The organism is Parenemella sanctibonifatiensis, assembly GCF_002250565.1.
In the GTDB taxonomy this organism is placed as follows: Bacteria; Actinomycetota; Actinomycetes; order Propionibacteriales; family Propionibacteriaceae; genus Parenemella; species Parenemella sanctibonifatiensis.
The window spans coordinates 1-22,837 of record NZ_NMVJ01000001.1 but is presented as its reverse complement, the minus strand read 5'-3'; the positions used below and the strand labels follow the sequence as shown (position 1 = coordinate 22,837).

Genomic DNA, 22,837 nt, shown 5'->3' with positions numbered 1-22,837 from the left:
CGGAGGAATCCTGAGTACTCATCAGATGCCCGGATGGGGTGATGCGGCCCCGAACGGCGGTGTTGAGGTGCGCCAGATCACCGTGCCGAACTCCTTGGACATGGTCCACCTGCTCGGCCCCCGGGACAGCTTCCTGCGGACCTTGGAGCGGGAACTGTCCGCGGACATCCATGTACGCGGCAACGAGGTCACCCTGCGTGGCGACGCTGTCGCGGTGGGACAAGGGGAACGAGTGCTGCGCGAGATGGTGCAGGTGCTGCGTACCGGGCAAGGGCTGACCAACGATGCCGTCGAGCGCATCGTGGGGATGATCAGCGCCGACAGCCCGGTCGCGGCAGCCGAGGTGCTCACCCACGACATCCTGTCGAACCGGGGCAAGACGATCCGGCCCAAGACGCTGAACCAGAAGCGCTACGTCGATGCCATCGACAAGCACACGGTGGTGTTCGGCATCGGTCCAGCCGGCACCGGCAAGACCTACCTGGCGATGGCCAAGGCAGTCCAGGCATTGCAGGAGAAGCGGGTCAACCGGATCATCCTGACCCGACCCGCGATCGAGGCCGGCGAACACCTGGGCTTCCTGCCCGGCACCCTCAACGAGAAGATCGACCCCTACGTGCGGCCCCTCTACGACGCCCTGCACGACATGGTTGACCCCGATTCGGTGCCCCGGCTGCTGACGGCAGGCACCATCGAGGTCGCGCCGCTGGCGTACATGCGTGGTCGCACCCTCAACGATGCCTTCATCATCCTGGACGAAGCCCAGAACACCTCGGCCGAGCAGATGAAGATGTTCCTGACCCGGCTCGGTTTCGGCTCCAAGATGGTCGTCACCGGTGATGTCACCCAGGTTGACCTGCCCGGCGGTGTTCGCAGCGGGCTGCGGGTGGTGCAGAACATTCTGACCGGCGTGGAGGACATCCATTTCGCGAACCTCACCGGCCATGACGTGGTCCGGCACAAGTTGGTGGGCCGGATCGTGGCGGCCTACGACAGCTTCGAGGCAGTTCACACACAGGGAAGCACCGGCCACCAGGAGAACCGCCAGCAACGGCGGGCCAATCAGCCACGCCCGGACCGGGGGAGCGAGCAGTGACCATCGACCTGTCGAACGAATCGGGTCGCGAAGCGCCGGAGCAGGAGCTCATCGCACTGGCTGGATTTGCCATGGAACAGCTGCGGATCCATCCGCTGGCGGAGTTGTCGATCCTGCTGGTTGACGAGCCGACCATGACGGCGTACCACGAGAAGTTCATGGACGAGCCCGGCCCCACCGACGTGCTCTCCTTCCCGATGGATGAGCTGCGGCCGCCGCGTGACGACGAGGAACCGCCGGAGGGGCTGCTGGGTGACATCGTGCTGTGCCCAGCCGTCACCGAGGCTCAGGCGGCCGACAACGGTCGGTCACCGCAGGCTGAGGCTGAATATCTGCTGATCCATGGTCTGTTGCACCTGCTCGGCTATGACCACGCCGAGCCCGAGGAGAAGGCCGAGATGTTCGGTCTCAACGATCGCATCATCGCCGACTGGGCCGATGAACGCATCAGGAGGAAACAGTGAGCCGCGGGGAGCCGCCTCAAAGTAGTTCGTCCCATCGGGACATCGGGATGGCGGGGGTGCGACGATGACCTCCGCCCAGATCTGGTTGGCGGTGCTCGGCGGCCTGCTGACCATCCTGGCCGGCCTGTTGGTCGCCATCGAGACCGCCGTGCAGTCACTGTCGAAGTCCCGGGCCACGGCCCTGGTCGACGACGAACGCAACGGCGCCGAACGGCTTCTGCTGATCGCAGAGGATCCGGCCCCCAGCGTCAACAGCGTGCGTTTCCTGCGCACCGTCGTCGAGGTGATGGCCTCGGTGGTGCTGGTGGTGCTGTGCGTACAGGTGTTGCCTGCGCTGTGGCTGCAGTTGGTGGTGGCGGGCATCGGTCTGGTGCTGATCTCGTTCCTGGTCTGGGGCGTGGCGCCGCGCACGCTCGGGCGCCAGCACGCCGAGGCGGTGGCGCTGGCCACCGGCGGGCTGGTGTCCGCCGTGACGACGGTCTTCGGCGGCTTCGTGTCGCTGCTGATCCTGGTCGGCAACGCCCTGACCCCGGGCCGCGGTTACGTCGACGGCCCGTTCTCCTCGGAGGCCGAGCTGCGCGAACTGGTCGACATCGCCGAGGCCAACGAACTCATCGAGGCCGGCTCCAGCAAGATGATCCACTCGGTCTTCGACCTCGGCAACACCATGGTGCGCGAGGTGATGGTGCCCCGCACCGACATGGTCTACATCGAGCACCACAAGAACCTGCGCCAGGCGGTGTCGCTGGCGCTGCGCTCGGGCTTCAGCCGGATCCCGGTCATCGGCGACGACGGCCTGGACGACGTCATCGGCGTGCTCTACCTCAAGGACCTGATCAAACGGGTCTACGACGATGCCTCCTCGCAGACCACCCTCAAGGTGTCGAAGATGATGCGGGAGGCGGCGTTCTGTCCGGACTCCAAGCCGGTCGATGAGTTGCTGCGCGAGATGCAGCTGACCCACTCGCACCTGGTCGTGGTCATCGACGAATTCGGTGGCACAGCAGGTCTGGCGACCATTGAGGACATCCTCGAGGAGATCGTGGGCGAGATCGTCGACGAGTACGATGCCGAGATCCCGCCGGTCACCGACCTGGGCGATGGCCGATTCCGGGTCTCCTCCCGTCTGTCCGTGGACGAGATGGGTGACCTGTTCGGCCTCAAGGTCGACGACGATGACGTGGACTCGCTCGGTGGCCTGATGGCCAAGGAGCTCAACAAGGTCCCGATCCACGGCTCGATCCTGCACTGGGAGGGCCTGGAACTGATCGCCGAGCGTGGCGCCAACCGCCGCCACCAGATCGCGACCATCCTGGTGTCCCAGATTCCCACCGACATTGAGGGTCCCCACGACCCGAGTCAGGATGACCCGGGTGCCCAAGCCGCCACCGAATTGGCCGCCGAGGCCGGGAGAGGACGCCGATGACCGAGAACCAGAGCTTCGAGCCAGATGAGGCAGCCGACCGGGATGTTGCGGAGACGGATGCGGCCCCGACCGATCCGCTCGCGGCCTACGAGGGATTCCGCTCCGGTTTCCTGTGCTTCGTGGGGCGGCCCAATGCCGGCAAGTCGACCCTGACCAATGCCCTGGTCGGGGAGAAGATTGCGATCGCCTCGGACAAGCCGCAGACCACCCGCCACGCGGTACGCGGGGTGGTGAACCGGCCGGGCGCGCAGCTGGTGGTGGTGGACACGCCGGGTCTGCACCGGCCCCGGACCCTGCTCGGCGAACGGCTCAACGATCTGGTCCGCGACACCTGGTCCGAGGTGGACGTGGTGGCGGTGTGCCTGCCGGCCAGTCAGCGAATCGGTCCGGGCGACACCTACCTGGTGCAGCAACTCGCCGAACTGGACCGCACCCCGACCCTGGTCGCGGTCGCGACCAAGTCGGACCTGGTGAGCCCGGAACGGATGATGAAACACCTGGTGGCGATCCAGCAGTTGGAGGCCGAGCTGGGGATCCGCTGGGAGCAGATCATCCCGGTGTCGGCCGTCACCGACGACCAGGTCGATGTGGTGCTCGACGAGGTCATCAAGCTGCTGCCGGAGGGGCCGCCGCTCTATCCCGATGACGTGGTCACCGACGAACCGGTGGAGACCCGGATCGCCGAGCTGATCCGCGAGGCCGCGCTGGCCGGCGTACGCGAGGAGTTGCCGCACTCGCTGGTGGTCCAGATCGATGAGATGGGCCTGCGCGAGGACCGTCCCGAGGACAAGCCGCTGATGGACGTGCACGCCTCCTTGGTGGTGGAACGTGATTCCCAGAAGGGGATCGTGATCGGCCATCGGGGGGCCCGACTCAAGGAGGTCGGCACTGCGGCACGCAAGGAGATCTCCGCCCTGCTCGGGATGCCGGTCCACCTGGCGCTGCACGTCAAGGTGCTGAAGGAGTGGCAACGGAACCCGAAGTATCTCAACCGGCTCGGCTTCTGAGGTGGGCCAAAGGTCGACAAAGTTGTGCTCTAGAGTTTGAGCATGGAGCGCTTCTGGTTCGTGAAAGAGGACCGTGTCGACGGTGTGCTGCTGCGCCACCGGGACAGCCGGGCGCTCAACACGCTGAGCTGTTTCGTGGTCCCTGATGGTCTCTATCACGTCGAGTCCCGGATCAGTGTGGTAGGTGAGATCCGCAACTGGCAGCACTCAGCTTTCAGCGATGTCAGCAACGGCGTCCAGCACAACTGGATCCGACAGCCGCACTGGCCGCGTGACACCATCCCGAGTTTCGGCATGCTTGACCTGGTCGGGGAGTGGTTGGTCCACGATCCGCACGGCAGTCGGCTCCCGGTGACGGTGCTGTCGGAGTCCCAGCAGGTGCCGACCCCGCGCCCGGTGGAGTTGGTGCGCCAGGGCGACCGCATCACCGAGATGCGCGGCAGCGAGGCGGGCAACAGCCACCGGATCGCGGACGGCATCGTGGTGGAGACCGAGTGGCGCGGCAACCGGACCGTCCTGGCCGACCAGGCCCCGCAGCAGCTGCCCGACCAGGTCGCCGCGGCTGTCGCGGACTGGCAGGCGCGCGTCGGCGTGAGCTGAGCCCCGACCAATCAGCGTCGTCGAAAGTGCTAGGGTCGCCAACGTGGCACAGGTTCTCCTGCTTCTTGGTTGCCGCAATGAGGGTCGCTGAGGCCGACCTCCTTGTTGCGGAGCATCGACCTGTCGTCGGCCACCCCCAGATCATTTGTGTGAGGAACCGACATGACCACTGACATTCCCCAGCCTGAATCCGTGCACGGCCACCCCAGCCAGCCCCGCCCGGTCCAGCAACCCAGCCCGATGCCGTTCGGCCGCTACCGGGCCTTCGAACCGGTCCAGCTGCCGGACCGGACCTGGCCGACCAAGGTCCACGACCACGCGCCGCGCTGGCTCTCCACCGACCTGCGCGATGGCAACCAGGCGCTGATCGACCCGATGACGCCGGCCCGCAAGCGCAAGATGTTCGACCTGTTGGTCCAGATGGGCTTCAAGGAGATCGAGATCGGTTTCCCCTCGGCCTCGCAGACCGACTTCGACTTCGTGCGCAGCCTGATCGTCGAGGACGCCATCCCCGATGACGTCACCGTGAGCGTGCTGACCCAGGCACGGGAGGACCTGATCCAGCGCACCGCCGAGTCCCTGGTCGGGGCGCAGCGGGCCACCATCCACCTCTACAACGCCACCGCGCCGCTCTTCCGCCGAGTCGTTTTCCGGATGGATGAGGCGCAGACGATCGACCTCGCCGCCCGCGGCACCGAGCTGGTCATGAAGTACGCCGAACAGCATCTGGGCGAGGTTGAATTCGGTTATCAGTACTCCCCGGAGATCTTCACCCAGACGCCGACCGACTTTGCCCTGGAGGTCTGTGGCACGGTGATGGATCGCTGGCAGCCCGAGCCCGGCCGCGAGATCATCCTGAATCTGCCGGCGACCGTGGAGATGTCCACGCCCAACGTGTACGCCGACCAGATCGAATACTTCGGCCGCCACATCGGCAACCGCGACAACGTCTGCATCTCGCTGCACCCCCACAACGACCGTGGCACCGCCGTGGCCGCCACCGAGTTGGGCCTGATGGCCGGCGCGGACCGGGTGGAGGGCTGTCTCTTCGGTCACGGCGAGCGCACCGGCAACGTCGACCTGGTCACGCTGGGCATGAACCTGTTCAGCCAGGGCTATGACCCCAAGCTCGACTTCTCCGACATGGACAACATCCGCCGGACCGTCGAGTACTGCACCGGCATGCCGGTGGCGGCACGGCATCCGTACGCCGGCGATCTGGTCTATACAGCCTTCTCCGGCTCCCACCAGGACGCGATCAAGAAGGGTCTGGAGGACCTCGAGAAGCGCGCCGCGGAGACCGGGGTCGGCATCCACGACATCCCGTGGGAGGCGCCCTACCTGCCGATCGACCCCCACGATGTGGGTCGTTCCTACGAGGCAGTGATCCGGGTCAACTCGCAGTCCGGCAAGGGCGGCATGGCATACCTGATGAAGACCGAGCATCACCTGGATCTGCCGCGGCGGCTGCAGATGGAGTTTGCGCGCACCGTCCAGGCCCATACCGAGGGGGAGGGCGGCGAAATCGACGCCGACACCCTGTGGCAGCTGTTCGAGAAGGAATACCTCAACACCACCGGGCTGGAGCTCGGGCCCGTGTCCTCGAGCACCAGCAACGGCACCGACCGGATCGAAACCGTGGTCCGCAAGGACGGAGTCGATCACAGCATCGTCGGCGAAGGCAACGGTCCGGTGTCGGCTTTCGTGGACGGACTGGCGATGGTCGGTCGCCGAGTTCAGGTGCTCGACTACCACCAACACGCGCTCACCGCGGGCGGTGATGCGGTGGCGGCGGCTTATGTCGAGGTGGAGGCCGAGAGCACCGTGGTCTGGGGTGTCGGCATCGACGAGAACATCGTGCGGGCCTCGCTCAAGGCGGTGCTGGCGGCCATCAACCGCGCCGGCTGAGGCGTCCTCAGCGCAACCAAAGTCAGCCCAATTCGGGGTCCGGGTCGGTCACATCGGCAACCCGGGCCCCGAAGTGTTCCAGCAGGTCGGCACCGGCCAGGTGGATCGCCACCCCGTGCGCGCCACCGCCCACCGAGACCTCGCCCAGGGGCACCAACTCATCAGCCACCACCGGCAACGGCGTCCGGGTGCCGAAGGGAGTGATGGTGCCGCGGGCAAAGCCGGTGATCTCCTTGGCCTCGTCGGCGGGCGGCATGGTGGAGCGAGTCACGCCCAGCACGGCCCGCAGCTTCGGCCAGGCGATCACCCGGTCGCCGGGCACCAGCACGATGGTGTGGTCAGCGCCGTGCCGCACGACCATCGACTTGACGATCTGGCGCGGTTGGACGCCGCGCTGCTCGGCGGCCTCGGCCAGGGATCGGGCCCGGCCGTGCTGGCGTACGGACAGCTGCAGGCCAGACGCGTACGCCGCCGCCACGGCGGGGTTGTGGGCGGGGTCGATGGCTGGGTCAGCGGTGGGATCACTCACCCTGTCACGGTAGCGCGGAGGCGGAGTTCGGCAGGCGCGGAGGAGCCACCCGCGACACCGTCGGTCGGGGGGAGGTCGTAGGGTCAGCCCATCGAGGCCGACGATGGCCGTCGGTGCAACCGAGGAGGAGCCATGCGCGCTGTCCAGGTGGTGGGTTACCACGAGAAGTTACAGATGACTGACGTCCCCGAACCCGAGTTGCAGGGGCCATTGGACGTCATCGTGAAGATTGGTGCGGCCGGTGTCTGCCGCACCGACCTGCACGTCCTCGAGGGCCAGTGGGCCGAGAAGTCCCATGTCGAGTTGCCCTACACGATCGGCCACGAGAATGCCGGCTGGGTGCACCAGGTCGGCGAGGCCGTCACCAATGTTGCCGTCGGCGACAAGGTGATCCTGCATCCGCTGCTCACCTGCGGCTTGTGTCGGGCGTGCCGACTCGGTGACGACGTGCACTGCGAGAACAACCAGTTCCCCGGCATCGACACCCACGGCGGCTACGCCGACTATCTGCGCACCTCGGCGCGCAGCTGCGTGAAGCTGGATGATTCGCTGGAGCCTGCCGATGTCGCAGCCCTCGCCGATGCCGGGCTGACCGCCCAGCATGCCGCCGCGAAGGCCGCCAAGCTGCTGCGTCCCGGCGAGGTCTGCCTGATCGTCGGCGCCGGCGGACTGGGCCACATCGGCATCCAGTGCATGCGGGCCATGTCCAGCGCCACCCTGGTGGTGATCGACCGCAACCCGGAAGCGCTCGCGCTGGCGGTCGACCTCGGCGCGGACCACACCATCCTGGCTGACGGCAGCCACGTCGAGCAGTTGTTGGAACTCACCGGTGGCCACGGCGCCCAGGCCATCCTCGACTTCGTGGGGGAGGGCGGAGCGACCTCGGAGAACGTACGCATGCTGCGCCGAGCCGGCTTCTACTACGTCATCGGCTACGGCGAGAACATCAACGTGGCCACCATCGACGTCATCTCCAACGAGATCAACTTCATCGGCAACCTGGTCGGCACCTATGCCGACCTGCAGGACCTGATGGCGCTGGCCGCCCAAGGCAAGGTCACGCTGCACACGCAGCAGTACGCCCTGGCCGACTTCCAGCAGGCCATCGACGATCTGGATGCGGGCAAGGTCAGGGGACGAGCCATTCTCATCCCCTGACCAGGGACCGGGGCGACAGGGTCAGCCCCGCAGTGCCGGGTAACACTCCTCGACCCAGTTGTACGCCATGTCGACTGCGGTTTCCGCGGCCTCGTCCAGGTCGAGGGAGTGGCGGGCCACCAAGCCGGCCAGGAAGCCGCAGTCGACCCGGCGAGCGAGGTCGTGGCGGGCCGGAATGGAGGCAAAGGCGCGGGTGTCGTCAACGAAACCGGCGGTGTTGTAGAAGCCGGCGGTGTCGGTGACGGCCTCACGGAACCGCTCCATCGCACCGGCGGTGTCGAGAAACCACCATGGCGCACCGAGCTTCATGGCCGGGAACACGCCGGCCAATGGTGCCAGCTCGCGGCTGTAGGCGTCCTCGTCCATCGTGAAGGCGATGAAGCGGAAGTTCGGATGGTGCCCGAACCGGTCCAGCAACGGCCGCAGGCCCTGGGTGAACTCGACTGCCTGCGGGATGTCGATGCCGGCGTCGGCGCCGTAGCGCTCGAAGGTCTCGGCGTCGTAGTTGCGCACCGAGCCGGGGTGGAACTGCATCACCAGGCCGTCGTCACAGCTCAGTTCGGCAGTGATGTAGAGCAGGTGGCGGTAGAACCGCTCCGCCTCCTCCTCGGTGATGGTGCCGGCGCGGCCAGCGGCGTACATCCGCTCGGCCTCAGCCTGCTCCAGCGGCCACAGGTTGGCGTCGGTGCAGGCGTGGTCGGTGGCTCGCGAGCCCATCGCGATGAAATCCTGACGACGCTTGCGCAGCGCATCGAGGAAGCCGTGGTAGTCGCCTGCCTCGATCCCGGTCATCTCGCTGAGCTCGTCGATCTCGGCATTCCAGGTCGCCAGCGCGACGTTGTAGAGGCTGTCGGGGCGCATCGTCGGCACCACCTTTTCGCCCCAGCCCTGGTCCGCGAGGGCCTGGTGCTCAGCCAGCGGCGAGGTGGCAGGGTCGGTGGTGGCCAGGATCTCGATCTTGAAACGGTCGAAGAGCGCGCGCGGCTTGAACGCGGGCTGGGCCAGCTTCTCGCCGATCTGGTCGTAGAGCTCGTCGGCGGTCTCCGCGCTGGGACGCAGCTTCAGTCCCAGCACCTCGCTGATCTCGTGCTCGAGCCAGTAACGCGAGGGGGTGCCGCGGAAGAACTTCCACCCCTCGCAGACCCGCCGCCACATCTCGCGCGGGTCGGTCTCGTGCGGGGCACCGGTGCGGTCCGGGACGCCGAACTGGGAGTTGGTCATGCCCTGGGAGACCAGCATCCGGATGACGTAGTGGTCCTTGGTGACGAACAGGTCGGCCGCATCGGTGAAGGGCTTGTCCTCCAGGAGCAGCTTCGGGTCGACGTGTCCGTGCATGCACACCAACGGCAGGTCCTTGACCTGCTGGTAGAGCTCACGGGCGATGTCGCGTACTGCCGGCTCGGTGGGCAGGGCGCGGTCGGGATGCAGGGTGAGTTCAGCCATGGTCAACCTCCGGTGTCGCCTCGGTGTTCGATGGAGCGGTATTCGATGGATGGGTGTTCGATGGAGCGGTGCGAGCGTGAAAAGGTTTCCACCCCCGCCGCTGATGGGGACACGGTAGCAGCCAGGATCGGGGACGGTTGCCCGGGGCAAACCGCTGACATAGGCTGTGAAGCCTGACATGAAAACGATTGCGCGCGTTTCACGCGGTCGTGGCTGACGGGTGTGGGAGAAAGGAGTCGGATGGCGACCATCAAGGACGTGGCGCGGCGAGCCGGCGTCTCCCCGGCGACGGTGTCGCGGGCGTTGGCCAACCCGAGCTCGGAATCGGTGACCCACCATCGGGTACGCCGCGCTGCCGCCGATCTGGGCTATCGCCCCAACCGGGCCGCGCAACGCCTGATCGGTGGTCGTACCGGTCTGGTCGCGGTGCTGGTGGCTGACCTCGCCAATCCCTTCTTCGCCGAGGTGGTCAAGGCGATCCAGTCGCAAGCCCGCACCCTGGGCAATGAGGTGGTCGTCAGTGACACCGACGAACAGGTCGGCCGAGAGCTCGAAGCGCTGCAATCGCTGGCGAGTCAGGTCGACGGCCTCATCCTGTGCGCACCGCGCTCGGAGCCAGCCGATCTCGAGGCGTTGCAGCGCGCCCATCCGGGCCTGGGCATCGTGCTGGTCAACCGGGAGCTCGAGGGGTGGACCAGCGTCTCCGTCGACATGGCCAGCGCCATGGAACGGGTGGTCACCAACCTGGTCGCGCTGGGCCACCGCCGGATCGCGTACGCCGATGGGCCCGCCGGCTCCTGGGCTGGCGCTCGACGCCGCGAGGGGCTGGAGCGGGCCGCTGCCCGCGAAGGCGTGGAGGTGCTGTGCCTCGGCGCGATGCCGCCCACCCATGACGGCGGCCGACAGGCAGCCGACCTGGTGGTTGCCAGTGGAGCCACGGCCGTGGTCGCCTTCGATGACCTGGTCGGACTGGGCGTCGTGAACCGACTCCGTCGGCACGGCATCGACGTGCCCGGTCAGGTCAGCGTGGTTGGCTGTGATGACATCCCGCTGGCCAGCGTGGTTGACCCGGCGCTCACCACGGTCGCGGTGCCCCGGGCCGAGCTGGGCCGCAGCGCCATGGAACTGCTCAGCGGCCTGCTGGAACGGGTCGACGAGGACCGCCCGCGCCCGCTGCCGCGACAGCTGCGGCTGTCAGCCGACCTGGTGGTGCGCGCCAGCACGGGCCTCAGCCCGCACCGACCCGCGTCCGACCACCCTTCTGACACCGATTCACCCGCCACTGCCCTGGGGAGCATCCGATGACCACCACCACATCTGACGTGACTGACCTGCTGCTCGTCTCGCCCCACGACGATGTCGCGGTGGCGCTGCACGAGATCCCTGAGAGCCACCGGGCCCGCACCAGTGCCGGCGCCACCGTGCCGGTGCTCGGCGCTGACGGCGGCGGCCCGGTGCCGGCCGGCCACAAGGTCGCGCTGCGGAGGATGGCCGCCGGTGATCTGGTCCACAAGTACGGCCAGGTGATTGGCGTCCTCACCGCCGACGTCGAGCTGGGCGGCCACATCCACAGCCACAATCTCGGCATGCCCGAGCGGGCCAGCCGCGAAGGGGTCGAGAAGGCCGCCGTGAAGCCGGGCTTCGCGCAGACCCGGGAGCGTACCTTCCAGGGCATCGTGCGCGCCGACGGCAGCGTCGCGACCCGCAACTACATCGGCATCCTCACGTCGGTGAACTGCTCGGCCACGGTCGCCAAGCTGATCGCCCGCCAGTTCGACGGCGTTGACCTGCCCGGCATCGACGGTGTAGTTGCGCTGACCCATACCTCGGGCTGTGGCCTGGCTGACGAGGGGATGGGGTGGGACATCCTGCGCCGGACCCTCAGTGGGTATGCCCAACACGTCAACATTGCCGGCCTGGTCGTGGTGGGGCTGGGCTGCGAGATCAACACCGTGCAGGGCCTGATGGAGCAGATCGGTCAGATCGACAAGCCGGTGGTGGACTTCACCATCCAGGAGCTCGGCGGCAGCCGGGAGGCGATTGCACGCGGTGCCGAGGTGGTCAAGGCCCTCGCCGACCAGGTCGGTGTCACGCAGCGACAGCCGGTTGGCCTGGACAAGCTGGTGCTGGGTCTGCAGTGCGGCGGCTCGGATGCCTGGTCGGGGATGTCGGCCAATCCGGTGCTGGGCTATGCCTCCGATGCGATCGTTGCCGCCGGCGGCACGTCCATCCTGGGCGAGACACCGGAGGTGTTCGGAGCCGAGCATCTGCTGGCGGCCCGCGCCACCGACCCGGAGGTGGCAGCCGAGCTGCTGCGTCGGATCGACTGGTGGGAGGAGTACACGGCCTCGCACGGCACCACCATGGACGGCAACCCATCGGCCGGCAACAAGGCCGGCGGCATCACCACCATCGTGGAGAAGTCACTCGGCGCGGTCGCCAAGGCCGGGCATGCGCCGCTGTCGGCCGTGGTGGACTACGCCGCGCCGCTGCGGACCGGGATGGGCCTCGTGCACATGGACACCCCCGGCTACGACCCGGTGTCGGCGACCGGCATGGTCGCCGGCGGCGCCAACCTGATCTGCTTCACCACGGGCCGCGGCTCGGTCTTCGGGTCCAAGCCGGCCCCGACCATCAAGATCGCCACCAACTCCACGATGGCCACCGCCATGGCCGGCGACATGGACATGGACTGCGGGGCCGTTGTCGACGGGCGCGCCACCATTCCTGAGCTGGGCGAGAAGTTGCTCGACCTGATCTGTGCGGTGGCGTCGGGAGAGAAGACCTTCAGTGAGGAGTTGGGGGCCGGCTCGGAGGAGATGGTGCCGTGGCAGATCGGCGCCGTCCTCTGACCGGGCGTACGCGCTAGGCTCCCGGAAACAAACGTTTCGATCGGAGCAACGACGTGACCGACGCAGCAGAGCCGACTCAGCAGGGAGAGCCCACGCGAGTCGGATTGGTCGGAGCGAACGGCTATGGCCGGCGCCACCGCGGCCAGTTGGCGCCACGGGTGGCGGCCGGCGCGGTGGATCTGGTCGGCATCGCCGACCCGTACGCCGATGGTCAGGACCTCGAAGCGCCTTGGTACGTCGACCTGGAGACCATGCTCGCCGAGGCCGCGCCCGAGGTCGTGATCCTGGCGACGCCGATCAACACCCACCTGCCGATGGCCGAGCTGGCGCTGCGCAGCGGCGTCGACGTGTACGTCGAGAAGCCACCGGTCTCCAGCCTGGCCGAGGCGTACCAGTTGCAGCAGACCATCGAGGAGACCGGCCGCGCGTTGCAGGTCGGCTTCCAGACCCAAGGGTCGCTCGGTCTGCCCGCGATTGCTGACCTGATTCTCAGTGGCGAGCTCGGCGAGCTGCAGGGCATCAGTGGGGTGGGGCCGTGGTTGCGCCGCCGCCAGTACTGGCAGCGGGCACCGTGGGCGGGCCGGCGTACCTTGAACCAACTCCGGGTCGGCGACGGAGTGTCCACCAACCCGTTGGCCCATGCGGTGCGCTGTGCGCTGGGGATGGCCGGGATCGACCGGATCGAACAGATCAGCGAGGTACGCACCGAGCTCTATCACGCCAACCCGATCGAGGCCGATGACCTGGCGTGGATCAATGTGGCGGCCGAGGACGCCGCCGGCGCGGCCACGCCGCCACTGTCACTGGCGTTGTCCCTGGTCAGTCCCGACCACGGTCCGGCCTGGGTCCAGATCACCGGCAGCGACAAGGTGGCGCGGTTCTTCTACAACGAGGACCGACTGGTGCTCCTGGCCGGCGACCAGGTGCTGACAGAGACCCGATTCGAGCGGACCTCGCTGCTGGACAACCTGCTGGCCCATCGTGTTGGCGAGGCCGATCTGATCAGCCCATTGACGGCGTCACTGCCATTCATGGCGGTGCTGGAGGCCACCCAGACCGGCCCGATCGAGGCGGTCCCGGAGGCGTACATGGAGTGGCGTGACAGCGACGACCAGGCCCATCCGGTGGTCGCCGACGTCGACGACTGGTTGCTGCGGGCGGCGCTGGAGCACCGCGGCTTCGCCGAGGTCGGTGCCCCGTGGGCGACCCCGGCTGCAGCCGGGATCTTTCGCCCACAGGGCTGATCCCCACCCGAGTATCACAACTCGGGGGAGGCGACCTCGACTTCGTGACCCGCTTCGGCGGAGTCGAACAGGGCCTGGATCACGGCGGTACGCCGCAGGCCGACGGTGCCGTAGTCCGGGGCGCCGGCTCGGACCGCGGCCAGGAACTCGGCGACCGCCACTTTGTGGCCGCCGCCTGATCCCAGCGGCAGCTCGGTCTGGGTGATGTCATCGGCGGCGCAGACCCGGGTCAGCGCAGCGTGCGGGGGTCGACCCGTGCCGCTGGCCAGTTCCAACACCAATGACCCTTCGTCGCCGTAGAGCTCGACCCTGCCCTCGTCGTGGGGGATGTGCTGGGCCCAGCTCGACTCGAGCAGCAGCGTGGCGCCATTGCCCATTCGGACGAAGGCGGTGCCCAGGTCCTCCACGTCGTAGGTGCCCTGGGGGCCGGCGGTCTTGCGGGAGTTGACCGGACCACCCAGGCCACGCGGACCGAAGGCGGCGTACGTGGCTGCCGTCACCCGCACCGGGGCCGGTTCGCCCATCAGCAACAACCCCAGGTCAAGCATGTGGATGCCCAGATCCATCAGCGGGCCGCCGCCGGCCATCGACTTGCGGGCAAACCACGAGTCCAGACCCGGGATGCCCCAGGACCGGGACCAGCGTGCCTTCGCCAGATAGATCGAGCCGAGTTCGCCATCGGCGACCGCCTTGAGCGCGGCCTGGGTGGCGGGCTGGTGGCGCTGGTTGAAGGTCACCTGCAGCACCCGGTCGTTCGCCCGGGCCGCCTCGCTCATCCGGGTCGCCGCCTCCAGAGTCTCGGCCATCGGCTTCTCGGTGAGGACGTGGATGCCCCGGTTGAGCGCGGCGATCGCGGCCGGTGCGTGCAGCGCAGTCGGAGTCGCCAGGCTGAGCACGTCGATGGCAGCGTTCTCGATGAGTTCGTCCTGGCTGGTGTAGGTCTCGGCCCCGCCGAACTCCTCGCTCAGCTCCTGCAGCCGGTCCGGTTCGTGGCCGGCGATCGCGACCAGCTCGACGTCGGGGTCGGCGACATAACCGCGCATGTGCTCGGTGCCGGCGTACCCCAGGCCGACGACGGCAGCCCGCAGCTTCTTGTGCTCGCTCATTCGTGGGCTCCCGTGACGCGCTCGTGATCGGCTGCGGTCAGTCGCGGTGCCGGTTGGGACACCACTGCTGGCAACGTACGCGGGTGGTGCGGCTCACCGGCAGCCCAGCGGACCCCGTTGGCGAGCACCTGCTGGATGTCGGGGTGGTGATAGACGGGATATTCCTGGTCGCCGGGGGAGAAGAAGAACACCCGGCCGTGGCCACGTCGCCAGGTGCAACCGGACCGGAACACCTCTCCGCCGGTGAAGCTGGAGATGAAGATCAGCTCATCGGGAGTGGGGATGTCGAACTGCTCGCCGTACATCTCCTGACCCTCGATCCGGATCGGGTGCGGGATGCCAGCAGTGATCGGGTGGGTCGGATCGACCGTCCAGACCAACTCGGTGTCGTTGTTGGAACGCCACTCCAGCAGGCAGGTGGTGCCCATCAGCCGGATGAAGATCTTGGACTTGTGGCCCGAGTGGAGCACGATCAAGCCCATCCCGGACAGCACTCGCTGTTGGATCCGGTCGACCAGCTCGTCGTCGACCTGGCCGTGGGCGGCGTGGCCCCACCACAGCAGGACGTCGGTGTTGTCCAACACCTCAGCGGGCAGGCCCTGATCGGGCTGATCCAGGGTGGCGGTGCGGACCTCGGCCTCCCCGACGCGATCCCGCAGGGCCGCGGCGATGGTCTCATGCATACCGTCGGGATAGATCTCACGCACGCTCGGGTCGCGGTGCTCGTGGACGTTCTCTCCCCAGACGGTGACGCGCAGCTGACTCATGCAGACTTCCTCGTTTGTGTTCAGTGATGATGGTCGTAGAAAAGGTTAGCTGTCCGAAACCTGGTTGGGCACCGCCCCGCCGTATCGACGGTCCCGGGTCCGGTAGAGGTCAATCGCCTGCCACAGGTGTCGTCGGTCGAAGTCGGGCCACAGTGTGTTGAGGAAGACCATCTCGGCGTACGCGGACTGCCACAGCAGGAAGTTGGAGGTCCGCTGTTCTCCCGAGGACCGGACGAAGAGGTCGACGTCGGGGATGTCGGGCTCGTCGAGATAGCGGCGGAAACTCTTCTCCGAGATCCGGTCCGGGTTGATCCGGCCCTTCTTGGCGTCGGCGGCGATCCGGCGTACCGCATCGACGATCTCGGCACGGCCGCCGTAGTTCACGCAGAACTGCAGCGTCAGCACGTCGTTGTCGGCGCTCTGTTCCTCGGCAGACTCCAGTTCCTTGATGACACTGCGCCACAATCGGGGGCGTCGACCGGCCCACCGGATGCGGACGCCGAGGTCGTCGAGTTGGTCCCGACGGCGGTGGATGACGTCACGGTTGAAGCCCATCAGCCATCGCACCTCATCGGGGGAACGGCGCCAGTTCTCGGTCGAGAAGGCGTAAGCCGACAGATACTTCACGCCGACCTCGATGGCTCCTTCGATGACGTCGAAGAGGGCATCCTCGCCGGCGGCGTGACCCACGGTGCGGGCCTTGCCGCGGGCCTTGGCCCAGCGGCCGTTGCCGTCCATGACGATGGCGACGTGGGCCGGCACCTCATCGCGCGTGAAGCTCGGGGCGACCGCGCCGCCCGGGTGCGGCTGCGGCGGTCGGGGCGGCCCGGATCGGTGGGTCATCGCTCGTCCCCGCTGCCGGCCAGGGTGCCGCGCTGCTGCCGGCTGGCGAGCTTGGCGATGTTCGCCGCGCCGACGTCGGCCAGCGACAGCCCCAGATGGTCGGCCAGCACGGCGAGATACCAGAGCACGTCGCCGAGCTCCTTGCCGATTGCCTCGGTGTCGAGCGCGGCACGGTCGCTTCCCTGGTCGCGTACCCACTTCTTGAATTTCTCGGCGACCTCGCCGGTCTCGCCGAGCAGGCCCAGGACGAGATGGAAGAGTTCGTCGGGCTTGTCCGGGTCGGCGGCCGTGCGCAGCGCCAAGCGCTGGTATTCCTCCAGATCCATGCCGTTAGGTTAGACGCGACGACAACGTGACGAAGGAGTGACACCTGACAGCTGCCTCGTGGTTCGAGGACAACCGCCGCAACTGGGACCAGCGGGCCGCGGTGCACATCACCTCCTCGGGTGCCTACCGGTTGGCGAGGACCTGAGCCCGGCGTCGGTCCAGATCGCTGCCGAGCTGGTCAAACGGACCGGTGCCGAGGCCGACTTCGTCGCGGCCGTTGTCTATGACGCGCCGGCGGCTCTGGCAGCGGCAGGCCACCAGCCGGGCAGCTTCGACCTGGTCTACACCGGTGGTGGCGCGCTGTGTTGGCTGCCTGACATCGCGGCCTGGGCGCAGGTCGTGGCCGAGCTGCTGGCGCCGGGCGGGATGCTGTTCGTACGCGACTTCCATCCGGTCATGTTGGCCCTGTCCGACCCCCGCCAGGACGGTCTGCTGGTGCTGGAACATCCCTACTTCGAACGTGCCGAACCGACCACCTGGGCCGACGGGCAGACGTACGCCGGTGGCGCCGACGCGCCCCCGATCACCGCCACCCGCAGCCACGAGTGGAATCACGGCATCGCCGAAACCGTGACTGCCGTGCTGGCGGCCGGCCTGCAGCTGGAGTTGCTGCGGGAGGACCGGACCTCGAACTGGGCCTTCGATCCGGACCACATGGTCGAGCTGGGGGATCATGAGCACCAGCTCGCCGACCGGCCGGAGCGGCTGCCGCACACCTTCACGTTGCGCGTCCGCAAGGCCGGCTGAGACCGGCGATTCCAGCGGGGGTTTCTGGTGGGGCGCGGCACAATGGTGCGGTGCCGACCTACCGTGACCAAGCTGTGGTGCTCCGCACCCACAAGCTGGGCGAGGCGGATCGCATCATCACGATGCTGTCGCGACGACACGGCAAGATCCGCGGCGTCGCCAAGGGCGTACGCCGGACCTCTTCGAAGTTCGGGGCGCGGCTGGAGCCGTTCGGGCATGTGGATGTCCAGCTCCACACCGGCCGGAGTCTCGACGTGGTGATCCAGGTCGAGTCGCTGCAGTCCTACGGGGTCGACATCGTCCACGACTACGCCCGTTACACCTGCGCCCATGTGATGGTGGAGGCCGCCGACCGGTTGGTGGCCGAGGAGGGCGAACCCTCGCAGCGGCAGTACCTGCTGTTGGCCGGCGCGTTGCGGGTGCTGGGGGAGGGCACCACCGACGGGCCCCGGCCGCCGGCGATGATCATGAATTCCTACCTGCTGCGGGCGATGGCGACCGCCGGGTATGCGCCGAGCTTCACCCGCTGCGCGCGCTGCGACCGACCCGAGCCTCCTGAAGCCTTCGCGCCCCAGCTCGGTGGTGGGGTGTGCCGGTCGTGTCGGCCGCCTGGTGCGGCCCGGCCGGCTCCGGAGACCTTCGCCCTGCTGCAGGCGCTGCTGACCGGGGACTGGCCCGCCACGCGTACGGCAGGGGAACGAGAACTCCGGCAGGCCTCAGGTCTCACCGCCGCCTTCGTCGGCTGGCAGCTGGAACGCGGCCTCCGGTCAATGGATCACGTCGAGGCCTGAGCTCAGGAGGGGTGATGGAGCAGATGACGCCCTTGTTGCCCTGCGGGTCAGTGATCACCGTGAGGCGGGGCGAGAGGCTGTCGTCGACGATGACGCCACCGGCGGCCACGGGCGCCGCGATGCGTTCCTCGACCACCTCGTGTGCCACGTAGACCTCGACGTGGAACGCTGGGGCGAGGGGCTGCCCGCGTCGGGGTCCGCGAACCACAGGTTCGGCACCCGAGCGTGGGCATCGCGGATCTCGTCACCGGGGGTGCCGCGGCCCTGGTCCTCGGGGTTTCCAGTCATCAGGGCCGCCGACATCGGGGCGATGGCGCCGGGATCCGCCGTGTCGAGCCCGAGCTCGATCTCAGTGACCTGGTCGGGGCGCGCCGTGAGACCCTGGGCAGCAGCCGGGCCTGGCTCGACGGGCCAGAGGTGGCCGTGCCGACCCGGGCCGCCGCGTGGCAGGCCCGGCTGGAATCGCTGCGTCGTCCGTGGGTGCTCAGCGGCGAGGCGCGGCCACCAGCGCAGTGACCCGCTCGACCAACGCCTCGGCGTGACTGCGGCCATCCGGCAGCGTCGCGGAGGCGTCGAAATAGGAGCCGGCATCGAAGTGGCTGACCTGGCTGCCGGCATCGATGAGGTGGACCCGATCATCGGCGCGCGCCTGATTCCACGGTGAACTGCGCAGCAGTCCCCACCGCGACGGAAACGCGACTTGCCCCATCAGTCGCAGCCGGTCCCGGCCGCCGCGGATGTCCCAGAAGTCCGAGATGGTGCTGAACCCCGGGTCGCCCGAATAGACCCCGCCGACCGACACGATCCGGCACGGCACCTCCATCAGCGACAGGAAGGAGGCCACCCCGAGCGCCATCTGGGCGCCGCCGCTGTAGCCGACGATGGTGACGGGGATGCCGGCGCGGTAACCACGGCGTTCCAGAGCCGCCCAGACCTGTTGTGCCAGCCCCGCGTGATAGGTCGGTCCATAGCGTGGGTCGGCCGAGATCAGCACCTGCAGGCAGTTGCGGAACTGGATCCAAATGCTCAGCGCAGCGGTACGCGGGTTGCTCTGCAGGGTGCCCATGATGCGCCAGAACCAGGCGCTGGCGCGGTGCAGCAGACCGCGGTTGTCGACGGCGTACGGGAAGACGTCAGAGACCACCGGCACGCCCGAGCTCTCCTCGAGTCGGGCGCAGAAGTAGGCCTCCTCCTGCGGAATCTCGTGATTGTCGAGCAGTCCCACGCCGGACAGATAGACGACGTAGTGGGGGTGGCTCGCCTGCCTGGCCACCGGCGCCGCCACGGCGGCGGTGAGCCGACGCGTACGCCGAGCGCCCACCGTGGACCACCACCTCAGCGACTCCAGCGGCGAGAGCAGCGCAATCAGTCCGAGCGCTGCCAGTGCGGTGCCGATCAGCCAGCCGATCATGACCTGTTCCCGTGCCCGTCGAGAGCGGAACGGCCCGCCGTGGGTTGGTTGATCGGCACCAACGGGGTGCCGGCGAGCAGGTCAGCGGCGGTGATGAGGGTGGGCTGGCCGGTGGCCAGGGTCCACAACCGGGTGCCGATCGCGCGGCTCGGTTCGGCCAACAGCCGGGAGCCGAGCTGCAGCACGAGCCACGCCGCTCCAACGACCAAGAACCCCTGCCAGCCCGGCATGGCGTACAGCGCGGTGATGAGAGCGAAGGTCACCACGAACTCCCAGCCCTCCAAGATCCGACCAAACAGCAGCCCCAGATAAGGGGTCATGGTGATGACGGCGAAGACCTGTGGGGCCAGCGCCACCACCATCGTGACGAGGATGACCGAGGGGCGCATGATAGTGCCGGTCGCGAGGGTGGCGAAACCCCACATCACCAGAGCCGACACTGCGCGCAGCGCGATGATCACGGCGAAGCCGACCCCGACTGCGCTCCACAGCCGACCGGCCGGGACCTGGTTGAGGAAGAGGATGCCGCACTGACCAGCCGCCATGGACAGCGTCACGAGCACCGCGATGCCGATCGCCGCAGTCGTGGGCGGGGTCTGGGGCCATCCCTGCGCCAGGGTCTCATCGAAACTGAGTGCTTCGGCGAGGACGGAGAACACAGCGGCCAGCCATTGCAGCAGCGGTTCCATGGTCCCTCCTCGCTGAGCGGGGCCCTGCTCGGACGGCACCAGCCTAAACGAGGGGGCTGCCACGGCGGTCTGCCAAACTGGTGTCATGTCGGCCTAGGTGTACTGACCGGACACGTTGATCGACTACATGCCGTGAGGTCACCTCCTGGGTGGTGCCACTTGTTATACTTGTGGCACCACCAGGAGGTCAGCATGGACATGGATCAAACGCCCCCACCGGGCAAGTACGCCGCGACAGTCAAGGTCGGCCCCAAGGGACAGATCGTCATCCCCAAGGGCGCGCGGGAGCTCTTCGACATCCACCCGGGCGACACCCTGCTCCTCCTCGCTGACGCGAACCAAGGGATCGCTTTGATGCGCCAGGAGACGCTCGATCAGATCGTCATGCAGGCGATGCCTGGCCATCAGACCCCCGTGGACTCAGAGGGTGATGAGGGATGAAGAACGTCGTGAGCTGCGTGGCTGTCAGCCGCAACTTCGGCAGCTTCACTGCCCTCGAAGACGTCTCCTTCGAGGTCCGTGAAGGAGAGGTCTTCGGGGTGGTGGGCCCGAATGGTGCTGGTAAGACGACCCTGTTGAACTGCATGGAAGGACTGGACCGCCCTTCGTCTGGGCGCGTCGAGGTGCTCGGCTTCGACCCCGTGCGGGACCAGCTCTCGTTGGCTCAGCAAATTGGGGTCCAGCTGCAAAGCGCGGCCCTGCCACCTCGCCTCACTGTGCAGGACGCCCTCGAGCTCTACTCCGCCTTCTACGAGCGCCCGCGGCCTTGGCGCGAACTGTTGACGGATCTGGGGATCAAGGACAAGGCCAACGCCCGCGTTGACAGGCTCTCGGGTGGGGAGCGTCAACGAGTGTTCGTCGCCCTCGCGTTGATCAACCGCCCCCGGCTCGCTTTCTTGGACGAGCTCACCACCGCTCTCGATCCTCAGTCACGTCGAAACATGTGGGACACCGTCGAGCACGTCCGCGATGGCGGTGCAACGGTCGTTCTCACAACCCACTACATGGAGGAGGCCGAACGGCTATGCGACCGCGTAGCAATCATCGACCACGGCCGGTTGATTGCTTTGGACACAGTGACTTCCCTCATCCAGCAACATGCCGGTGACACCACGGCGAAGCTCATCCTGTCGGCGTCGCCTAGCGCAGAGTTCGACCTCACCGGAGTTCCTGGCGTGACCAGCGCTCGAACAGAGGGACGGGAACTGACCATCCGCGGCGCTGCGGACGGGCTGCAGAGCGTCCTTGCTGCACTGACGGCACACCGCATCACCGTAACGAGCATGAGCACGACGACTCCCGGCCTTGAAGACGTCTTTCTGGCCCTCACCGGTCGACACATCACCACAGAGGAGCAGGCGGCATGAACGCATATCGAGCCCTTCTCAAAGCCCTATGGCGCTCCCAGCGCCGCGACCCTGTAGGCCTGTTCTTCTCTTTCGCCTTCGCGCCGGTTTTGGTGCTGGCCTTGGGTGTGATCTTCGGTAACGATCCGCGACCGGAGTTCGGTGGACGGGGATTCCTCGATGCGACCCTGCCCGCCTTCGCCTCTCTTGTTCTCGCCATGACCGGGGTCCTCCAGGTGCCCGTGGCGATGCTGACCCTTCGTGACACGGGCGCACTCCGACGCCTGAGTCTTACGCCGCTGCGTCGTTCCACCTTCATCGCAGCGAGCCTCACCGTGCACTTCGTCGTAGGTATTGCGGGCATGCTCACCGCTTTGGCGATTGGGATCGGGGTTTTCGGGGTGCCCATGCCTAGCCACGTCCCAGGTGTCCTGGCTGTGTGCCTCATCGGGCTCAGCACCTTCCTCGCAGTGGGTTGCGCGCTTGCGGCGCTCTATCCCTCCGCCACAGCCGCTACGGGCATAGGGAACGTGCTCATGATCCTGCTCATGCTCACATCCGGAGCCTTTACCCCATTGACGGCGATGCCGTCGGCGATTCAGCAGATCGTTCAGTACTCACCCGTCCGTTGGTTCGTCGAAGCCGCTCAACACGCGTGGGACGGCGACCCACTAGCCGCCATGATCATGCCGGTGTTTCTTCTGTGCGTTGTACTCGCTGTCGCTGCTCTCGTCGGCCGGTGGCGCTTCCAGTGGGATCCGGTCCGATGACGACGCACGCGAACGCCGCTCTCACACCACCCCCGACAAGCCGAAGAACAAGTGGCGCGATCCCAAGCTCGGGTACGCCTTCATCCACACCGTGATCGACGATCACTCACGAGTGGCGTACTCCGAGGCCCACGACGACGAGACCGCCACCACTGCGGTCGCTGTGATGCACCGTGCGGTCGAGTGTGACCTGCCCCCACGGTTAGGTCCGGACGTTGTGCGAGTCGTCGGTTTCCATTTGATGGGTGCACTGCCGAGCGTAGTCGGCCGGTGCGAGATAGCCCAGCGATGAGTGCCTGCGGTCGTGGTTGTA

At 67.5% G+C, this 22,837-nt stretch carries 24 protein-coding genes and 1 pseudogene; 17 read left to right on the top strand and 8 right to left on the bottom strand.

Translation table 11 applies throughout. The features are described from left to right. Positions 1-25 precede the first annotated feature (25 nt). The 6 genes from CGZ91_RS00125 (at position 26) to leuA (ending at position 6,501) form a co-directional block, all read left to right on the top strand. Complete coding sequence (locus CGZ91_RS00125; RefSeq protein ID WP_094452004.1) at positions 26-1,096, top strand: PhoH family protein; 1,071 nt, start codon at positions 26-28, stop codon at positions 1,094-1,096. Continuing rightward, positions 1,093-1,560 (top strand): rRNA maturation RNase YbeY, encoded by a 468-nt coding sequence (gene ybeY, locus CGZ91_RS00120; RefSeq protein ID WP_094451392.1) that lies wholly within the window; start codon positions 1,093-1,095, stop codon positions 1,558-1,560. Before CGZ91_RS00125 ends, ybeY begins: the two co-directional genes overlap by 4 nt. 64 nt (positions 1,561-1,624) lie before the next feature. Next, on the top strand, positions 1,625-2,986 hold the full coding sequence (locus CGZ91_RS00115; RefSeq protein WP_094452003.1) for a hemolysin family protein: 1,362 nt from the start codon (positions 1,625-1,627) through the stop codon (positions 2,984-2,986). Further along, positions 2,983-3,993, top strand: a complete 1,011-nt coding sequence (gene era / locus CGZ91_RS00110) for a GTPase Era (RefSeq protein ID WP_094452002.1) — start codon at positions 2,983-2,985, stop codon at positions 3,991-3,993. The genes CGZ91_RS00115 and era overlap by 4 nt, the downstream gene beginning before the upstream one ends. Before the next feature lie 42 nt (positions 3,994-4,035). Further along, a complete protein-coding gene (locus tag CGZ91_RS00105) occupies positions 4,036-4,593 on the top strand; it encodes a hypothetical protein (RefSeq protein ID WP_094452001.1) in 558 nt (185 codons plus the stop codon). Positions 4,594-4,755: 162 nt separating this feature from the next. Further along, entirely contained in the window at positions 4,756-6,501 is a 1,746-nt protein-coding gene (leuA, locus tag CGZ91_RS00100) for a 2-isopropylmalate synthase (protein WP_094452000.1), read from the top strand. Positions 6,502-6,523: 22 nt separating this feature from the next. Here leuA and CGZ91_RS00095 read toward each other — a convergent pair whose 3' ends face one another. Then, complete coding sequence (locus tag CGZ91_RS00095; RefSeq protein WP_094451397.1) at positions 6,524-7,030, bottom strand: aminoacyl-tRNA deacylase; 507 nt, start codon at positions 7,028-7,030, stop codon at positions 6,524-6,526. 132 nt (positions 7,031-7,162) lie between these two features. Here CGZ91_RS00095 and CGZ91_RS00090 point away from each other — a divergent pair, with 132 nt between their 5' ends. Further along, positions 7,163-8,188: an NAD(P)-dependent alcohol dehydrogenase gene (locus CGZ91_RS00090; protein ID WP_094451999.1), complete on the top strand. Its 1,026-nt coding sequence runs from the start codon at positions 7,163-7,165 to the stop codon at positions 8,186-8,188. A gap of 21 nt (positions 8,189-8,209) precedes the next feature. Here CGZ91_RS00090 and uxaC read toward each other — a convergent pair whose 3' ends face one another. Then, positions 8,210-9,631, bottom strand: a complete 1,422-nt coding sequence (uxaC, locus tag CGZ91_RS00085) for a glucuronate isomerase (protein ID WP_094451998.1) — start codon at positions 9,629-9,631, stop codon at positions 8,210-8,212. 240 nt (positions 9,632-9,871) lie between these two features. Between uxaC and CGZ91_RS00080 the strand changes: the two genes are divergently transcribed. The 3 genes from CGZ91_RS00080 to CGZ91_RS00070 are packed head-to-tail and all read left to right on the top strand — an operon-like array spanning position 9,872 to position 13,727. Further along, positions 9,872-10,936, top strand: a complete 1,065-nt coding sequence (locus tag CGZ91_RS00080) for a LacI family DNA-binding transcriptional regulator (protein ID WP_094451997.1) — start codon at positions 9,872-9,874, stop codon at positions 10,934-10,936. Further along, on the top strand, positions 10,933-12,483 hold the full coding sequence (locus tag CGZ91_RS00075) for a UxaA family hydrolase (RefSeq protein WP_094451996.1): 1,551 nt from the start codon (positions 10,933-10,935) through the stop codon (positions 12,481-12,483). The genes CGZ91_RS00080 and CGZ91_RS00075 overlap by 4 nt, the downstream gene beginning before the upstream one ends. A 53-nt stretch (positions 12,484-12,536) precedes the next feature. Further along, positions 12,537-13,727 (top strand): Gfo/Idh/MocA family protein, encoded by a 1,191-nt coding sequence (locus CGZ91_RS00070; protein ID WP_094451995.1) that lies wholly within the window; start codon positions 12,537-12,539, stop codon positions 13,725-13,727. A 14-nt stretch (positions 13,728-13,741) separates the two neighbouring features. On the opposite strand, the gene CGZ91_RS00065 is transcribed toward CGZ91_RS00070, so the two are convergent. The 4 genes from CGZ91_RS00065 to CGZ91_RS00050 are packed head-to-tail and all read right to left on the bottom strand — an operon-like array spanning position 13,742 to position 16,769. Further along, positions 13,742-14,833: a Gfo/Idh/MocA family protein gene (locus CGZ91_RS00065; protein ID WP_094451994.1), complete on the bottom strand. Its 1,092-nt coding sequence runs from the start codon at positions 14,831-14,833 to the stop codon at positions 13,742-13,744. After that, positions 14,830-15,600, bottom strand: coding sequence for a ThuA domain-containing protein (locus CGZ91_RS00060; protein ID WP_094451993.1), 771 nt, complete (start codon positions 15,598-15,600; stop codon positions 14,830-14,832). The genes CGZ91_RS00065 and CGZ91_RS00060 overlap by 4 nt, the downstream gene beginning before the upstream one ends. Positions 15,601-15,645: 45 nt before the next feature. Then, the gene (locus tag CGZ91_RS00055) at positions 15,646-16,443 is read right to left on the bottom strand and encodes an isoprenyl transferase (RefSeq protein WP_094451992.1); all 798 of its coding nucleotides are present in this window, start codon (positions 16,441-16,443) and stop codon (positions 15,646-15,648) included. After that, positions 16,440-16,769 (bottom strand): nucleoside triphosphate pyrophosphohydrolase family protein, encoded by a 330-nt coding sequence (locus CGZ91_RS00050; protein WP_094451991.1) that lies wholly within the window; start codon positions 16,767-16,769, stop codon positions 16,440-16,442. Before CGZ91_RS00050 ends, CGZ91_RS00055 begins: the two co-directional genes overlap by 4 nt. Before the next feature lie 58 nt (positions 16,770-16,827). Here CGZ91_RS00050 and CGZ91_RS00045 point away from each other — a divergent pair, with 58 nt between their 5' ends. From CGZ91_RS00045 to CGZ91_RS00035, 3 genes are all read left to right on the top strand, one after another. Further along, the gene (locus CGZ91_RS00045; RefSeq protein WP_179229144.1) at positions 16,828-17,517 is read left to right on the top strand and encodes a class I SAM-dependent methyltransferase; all 690 of its coding nucleotides are present in this window, start codon (positions 16,828-16,830) and stop codon (positions 17,515-17,517) included. Positions 17,518-17,567: 50 nt separating this feature from the next. Continuing rightward, complete coding sequence (gene recO / locus CGZ91_RS00040; protein ID WP_094451990.1) at positions 17,568-18,308, top strand: DNA repair protein RecO; 741 nt, start codon at positions 17,568-17,570, stop codon at positions 18,306-18,308. 225 nt (positions 18,309-18,533) lie between these two features. Next, entirely contained in the window at positions 18,534-18,824 is a 291-nt protein-coding gene (locus tag CGZ91_RS00035; RefSeq protein WP_094451989.1) for a hypothetical protein, read from the top strand. Here the strand turns inward: CGZ91_RS00035 and CGZ91_RS00030 are convergent. Both CGZ91_RS00030 and CGZ91_RS00025 read right to left on the bottom strand, forming a co-directional pair. Continuing rightward, complete coding sequence (locus CGZ91_RS00030; RefSeq protein ID WP_094451988.1) at positions 18,793-19,719, bottom strand: hypothetical protein; 927 nt, start codon at positions 19,717-19,719, stop codon at positions 18,793-18,795. The genes CGZ91_RS00035 and CGZ91_RS00030 overlap by 32 nt on opposite strands. Continuing rightward, positions 19,716-20,408: a hypothetical protein gene (locus CGZ91_RS00025; RefSeq protein WP_094451987.1), complete on the bottom strand. Its 693-nt coding sequence runs from the start codon at positions 20,406-20,408 to the stop codon at positions 19,716-19,718. The genes CGZ91_RS00030 and CGZ91_RS00025 overlap by 4 nt, the downstream gene beginning before the upstream one ends. 192 nt (positions 20,409-20,600) lie before the next feature. Here CGZ91_RS00025 and CGZ91_RS00020 point away from each other — a divergent pair, with 192 nt between their 5' ends. The 4 genes and pseudogenes from CGZ91_RS00020 to CGZ91_RS13910 form a co-directional block, all read left to right on the top strand. Then, positions 20,601-20,849, top strand: a complete 249-nt coding sequence (locus CGZ91_RS00020) for an AbrB/MazE/SpoVT family DNA-binding domain-containing protein (protein ID WP_094451986.1) — start codon at positions 20,601-20,603, stop codon at positions 20,847-20,849. Continuing rightward, complete coding sequence (locus CGZ91_RS00015; RefSeq protein ID WP_094451985.1) at positions 20,846-21,775, top strand: ABC transporter ATP-binding protein; 930 nt, start codon at positions 20,846-20,848, stop codon at positions 21,773-21,775. Before CGZ91_RS00020 ends, CGZ91_RS00015 begins: the two co-directional genes overlap by 4 nt. Beyond that, a complete protein-coding gene (locus tag CGZ91_RS00010) occupies positions 21,772-22,524 on the top strand; it encodes an ABC transporter permease (protein ID WP_094451984.1) in 753 nt (250 codons plus the stop codon). Before CGZ91_RS00015 ends, CGZ91_RS00010 begins: the two co-directional genes overlap by 4 nt. A gap of 28 nt (positions 22,525-22,552) precedes the next feature. After that, positions 22,553-22,708: pseudogene (locus CGZ91_RS13910) on the top strand (IS481 family transposase); the annotation flags it as partial. Positions 22,709-22,837: the final 129 nt, after the last annotated feature.

Bases quoted from the DNA above. Each gene is read 5' to 3' on its own strand.
- CGZ91_RS00065 (WP_094451994.1), bottom strand. From the start codon at position 14,833: ATGAGCGAGCACAAGAAGCTGCGGGCTGCCGTCGTCGGCCTGGGGTAC.
- CGZ91_RS00050 (WP_094451991.1), bottom strand. From the start codon at position 16,769: ATGGATCTGGAGGAATACCAGCGCTTGGCGCTGCGCACGGCCGCCGAC.
- era (WP_094452002.1), top strand. From the start codon at position 2,983: ATGACCGAGAACCAGAGCTTCGAGCCAGATGAGGCAGCCGACCGGGAT.
- CGZ91_RS00075 (WP_094451996.1), top strand. From the start codon at position 10,933: ATGACCACCACCACATCTGACGTGACTGACCTGCTGCTCGTCTCGCCC.
- CGZ91_RS00115 (WP_094452003.1), top strand. From the start codon at position 1,625: ATGACCTCCGCCCAGATCTGGTTGGCGGTGCTCGGCGGCCTGCTGACC.
- CGZ91_RS00055 (WP_094451992.1), bottom strand. From the start codon at position 16,443: ATGACCCACCGATCCGGGCCGCCCCGACCGCCGCAGCCGCACCCGGGC.
- CGZ91_RS00020 (WP_094451986.1), top strand. From the start codon at position 20,601: ATGGACATGGATCAAACGCCCCCACCGGGCAAGTACGCCGCGACAGTC.
- CGZ91_RS00105 (WP_094452001.1), top strand. From the start codon at position 4,036: ATGGAGCGCTTCTGGTTCGTGAAAGAGGACCGTGTCGACGGTGTGCTG.
- CGZ91_RS00125 (WP_094452004.1), top strand. From the start codon at position 26: ATGCCCGGATGGGGTGATGCGGCCCCGAACGGCGGTGTTGAGGTGCGC.
- CGZ91_RS00010 (WP_094451984.1), top strand. From the start codon at position 21,772: ATGAACGCATATCGAGCCCTTCTCAAAGCCCTATGGCGCTCCCAGCGC.
- CGZ91_RS00090 (WP_094451999.1), top strand. From the start codon at position 7,163: ATGCGCGCTGTCCAGGTGGTGGGTTACCACGAGAAGTTACAGATGACT.
- CGZ91_RS00015 (WP_094451985.1), top strand. From the start codon at position 20,846: ATGAAGAACGTCGTGAGCTGCGTGGCTGTCAGCCGCAACTTCGGCAGC.
- CGZ91_RS00060 (WP_094451993.1), bottom strand. From the start codon at position 15,600: ATGAGTCAGCTGCGCGTCACCGTCTGGGGAGAGAACGTCCACGAGCAC.
- CGZ91_RS00030 (WP_094451988.1), bottom strand. From the start codon at position 19,719: ATGATCGGCTGGCTGATCGGCACCGCACTGGCAGCGCTCGGACTGATT.
- CGZ91_RS00080 (WP_094451997.1), top strand. From the start codon at position 9,872: ATGGCGACCATCAAGGACGTGGCGCGGCGAGCCGGCGTCTCCCCGGCG.
- uxaC (WP_094451998.1), bottom strand. From the start codon at position 9,631: ATGGCTGAACTCACCCTGCATCCCGACCGCGCCCTGCCCACCGAGCCG.
- CGZ91_RS00025 (WP_094451987.1), bottom strand. From the start codon at position 20,408: ATGGAACCGCTGCTGCAATGGCTGGCCGCTGTGTTCTCCGTCCTCGCC.
- leuA (WP_094452000.1), top strand. From the start codon at position 4,756: ATGACCACTGACATTCCCCAGCCTGAATCCGTGCACGGCCACCCCAGC.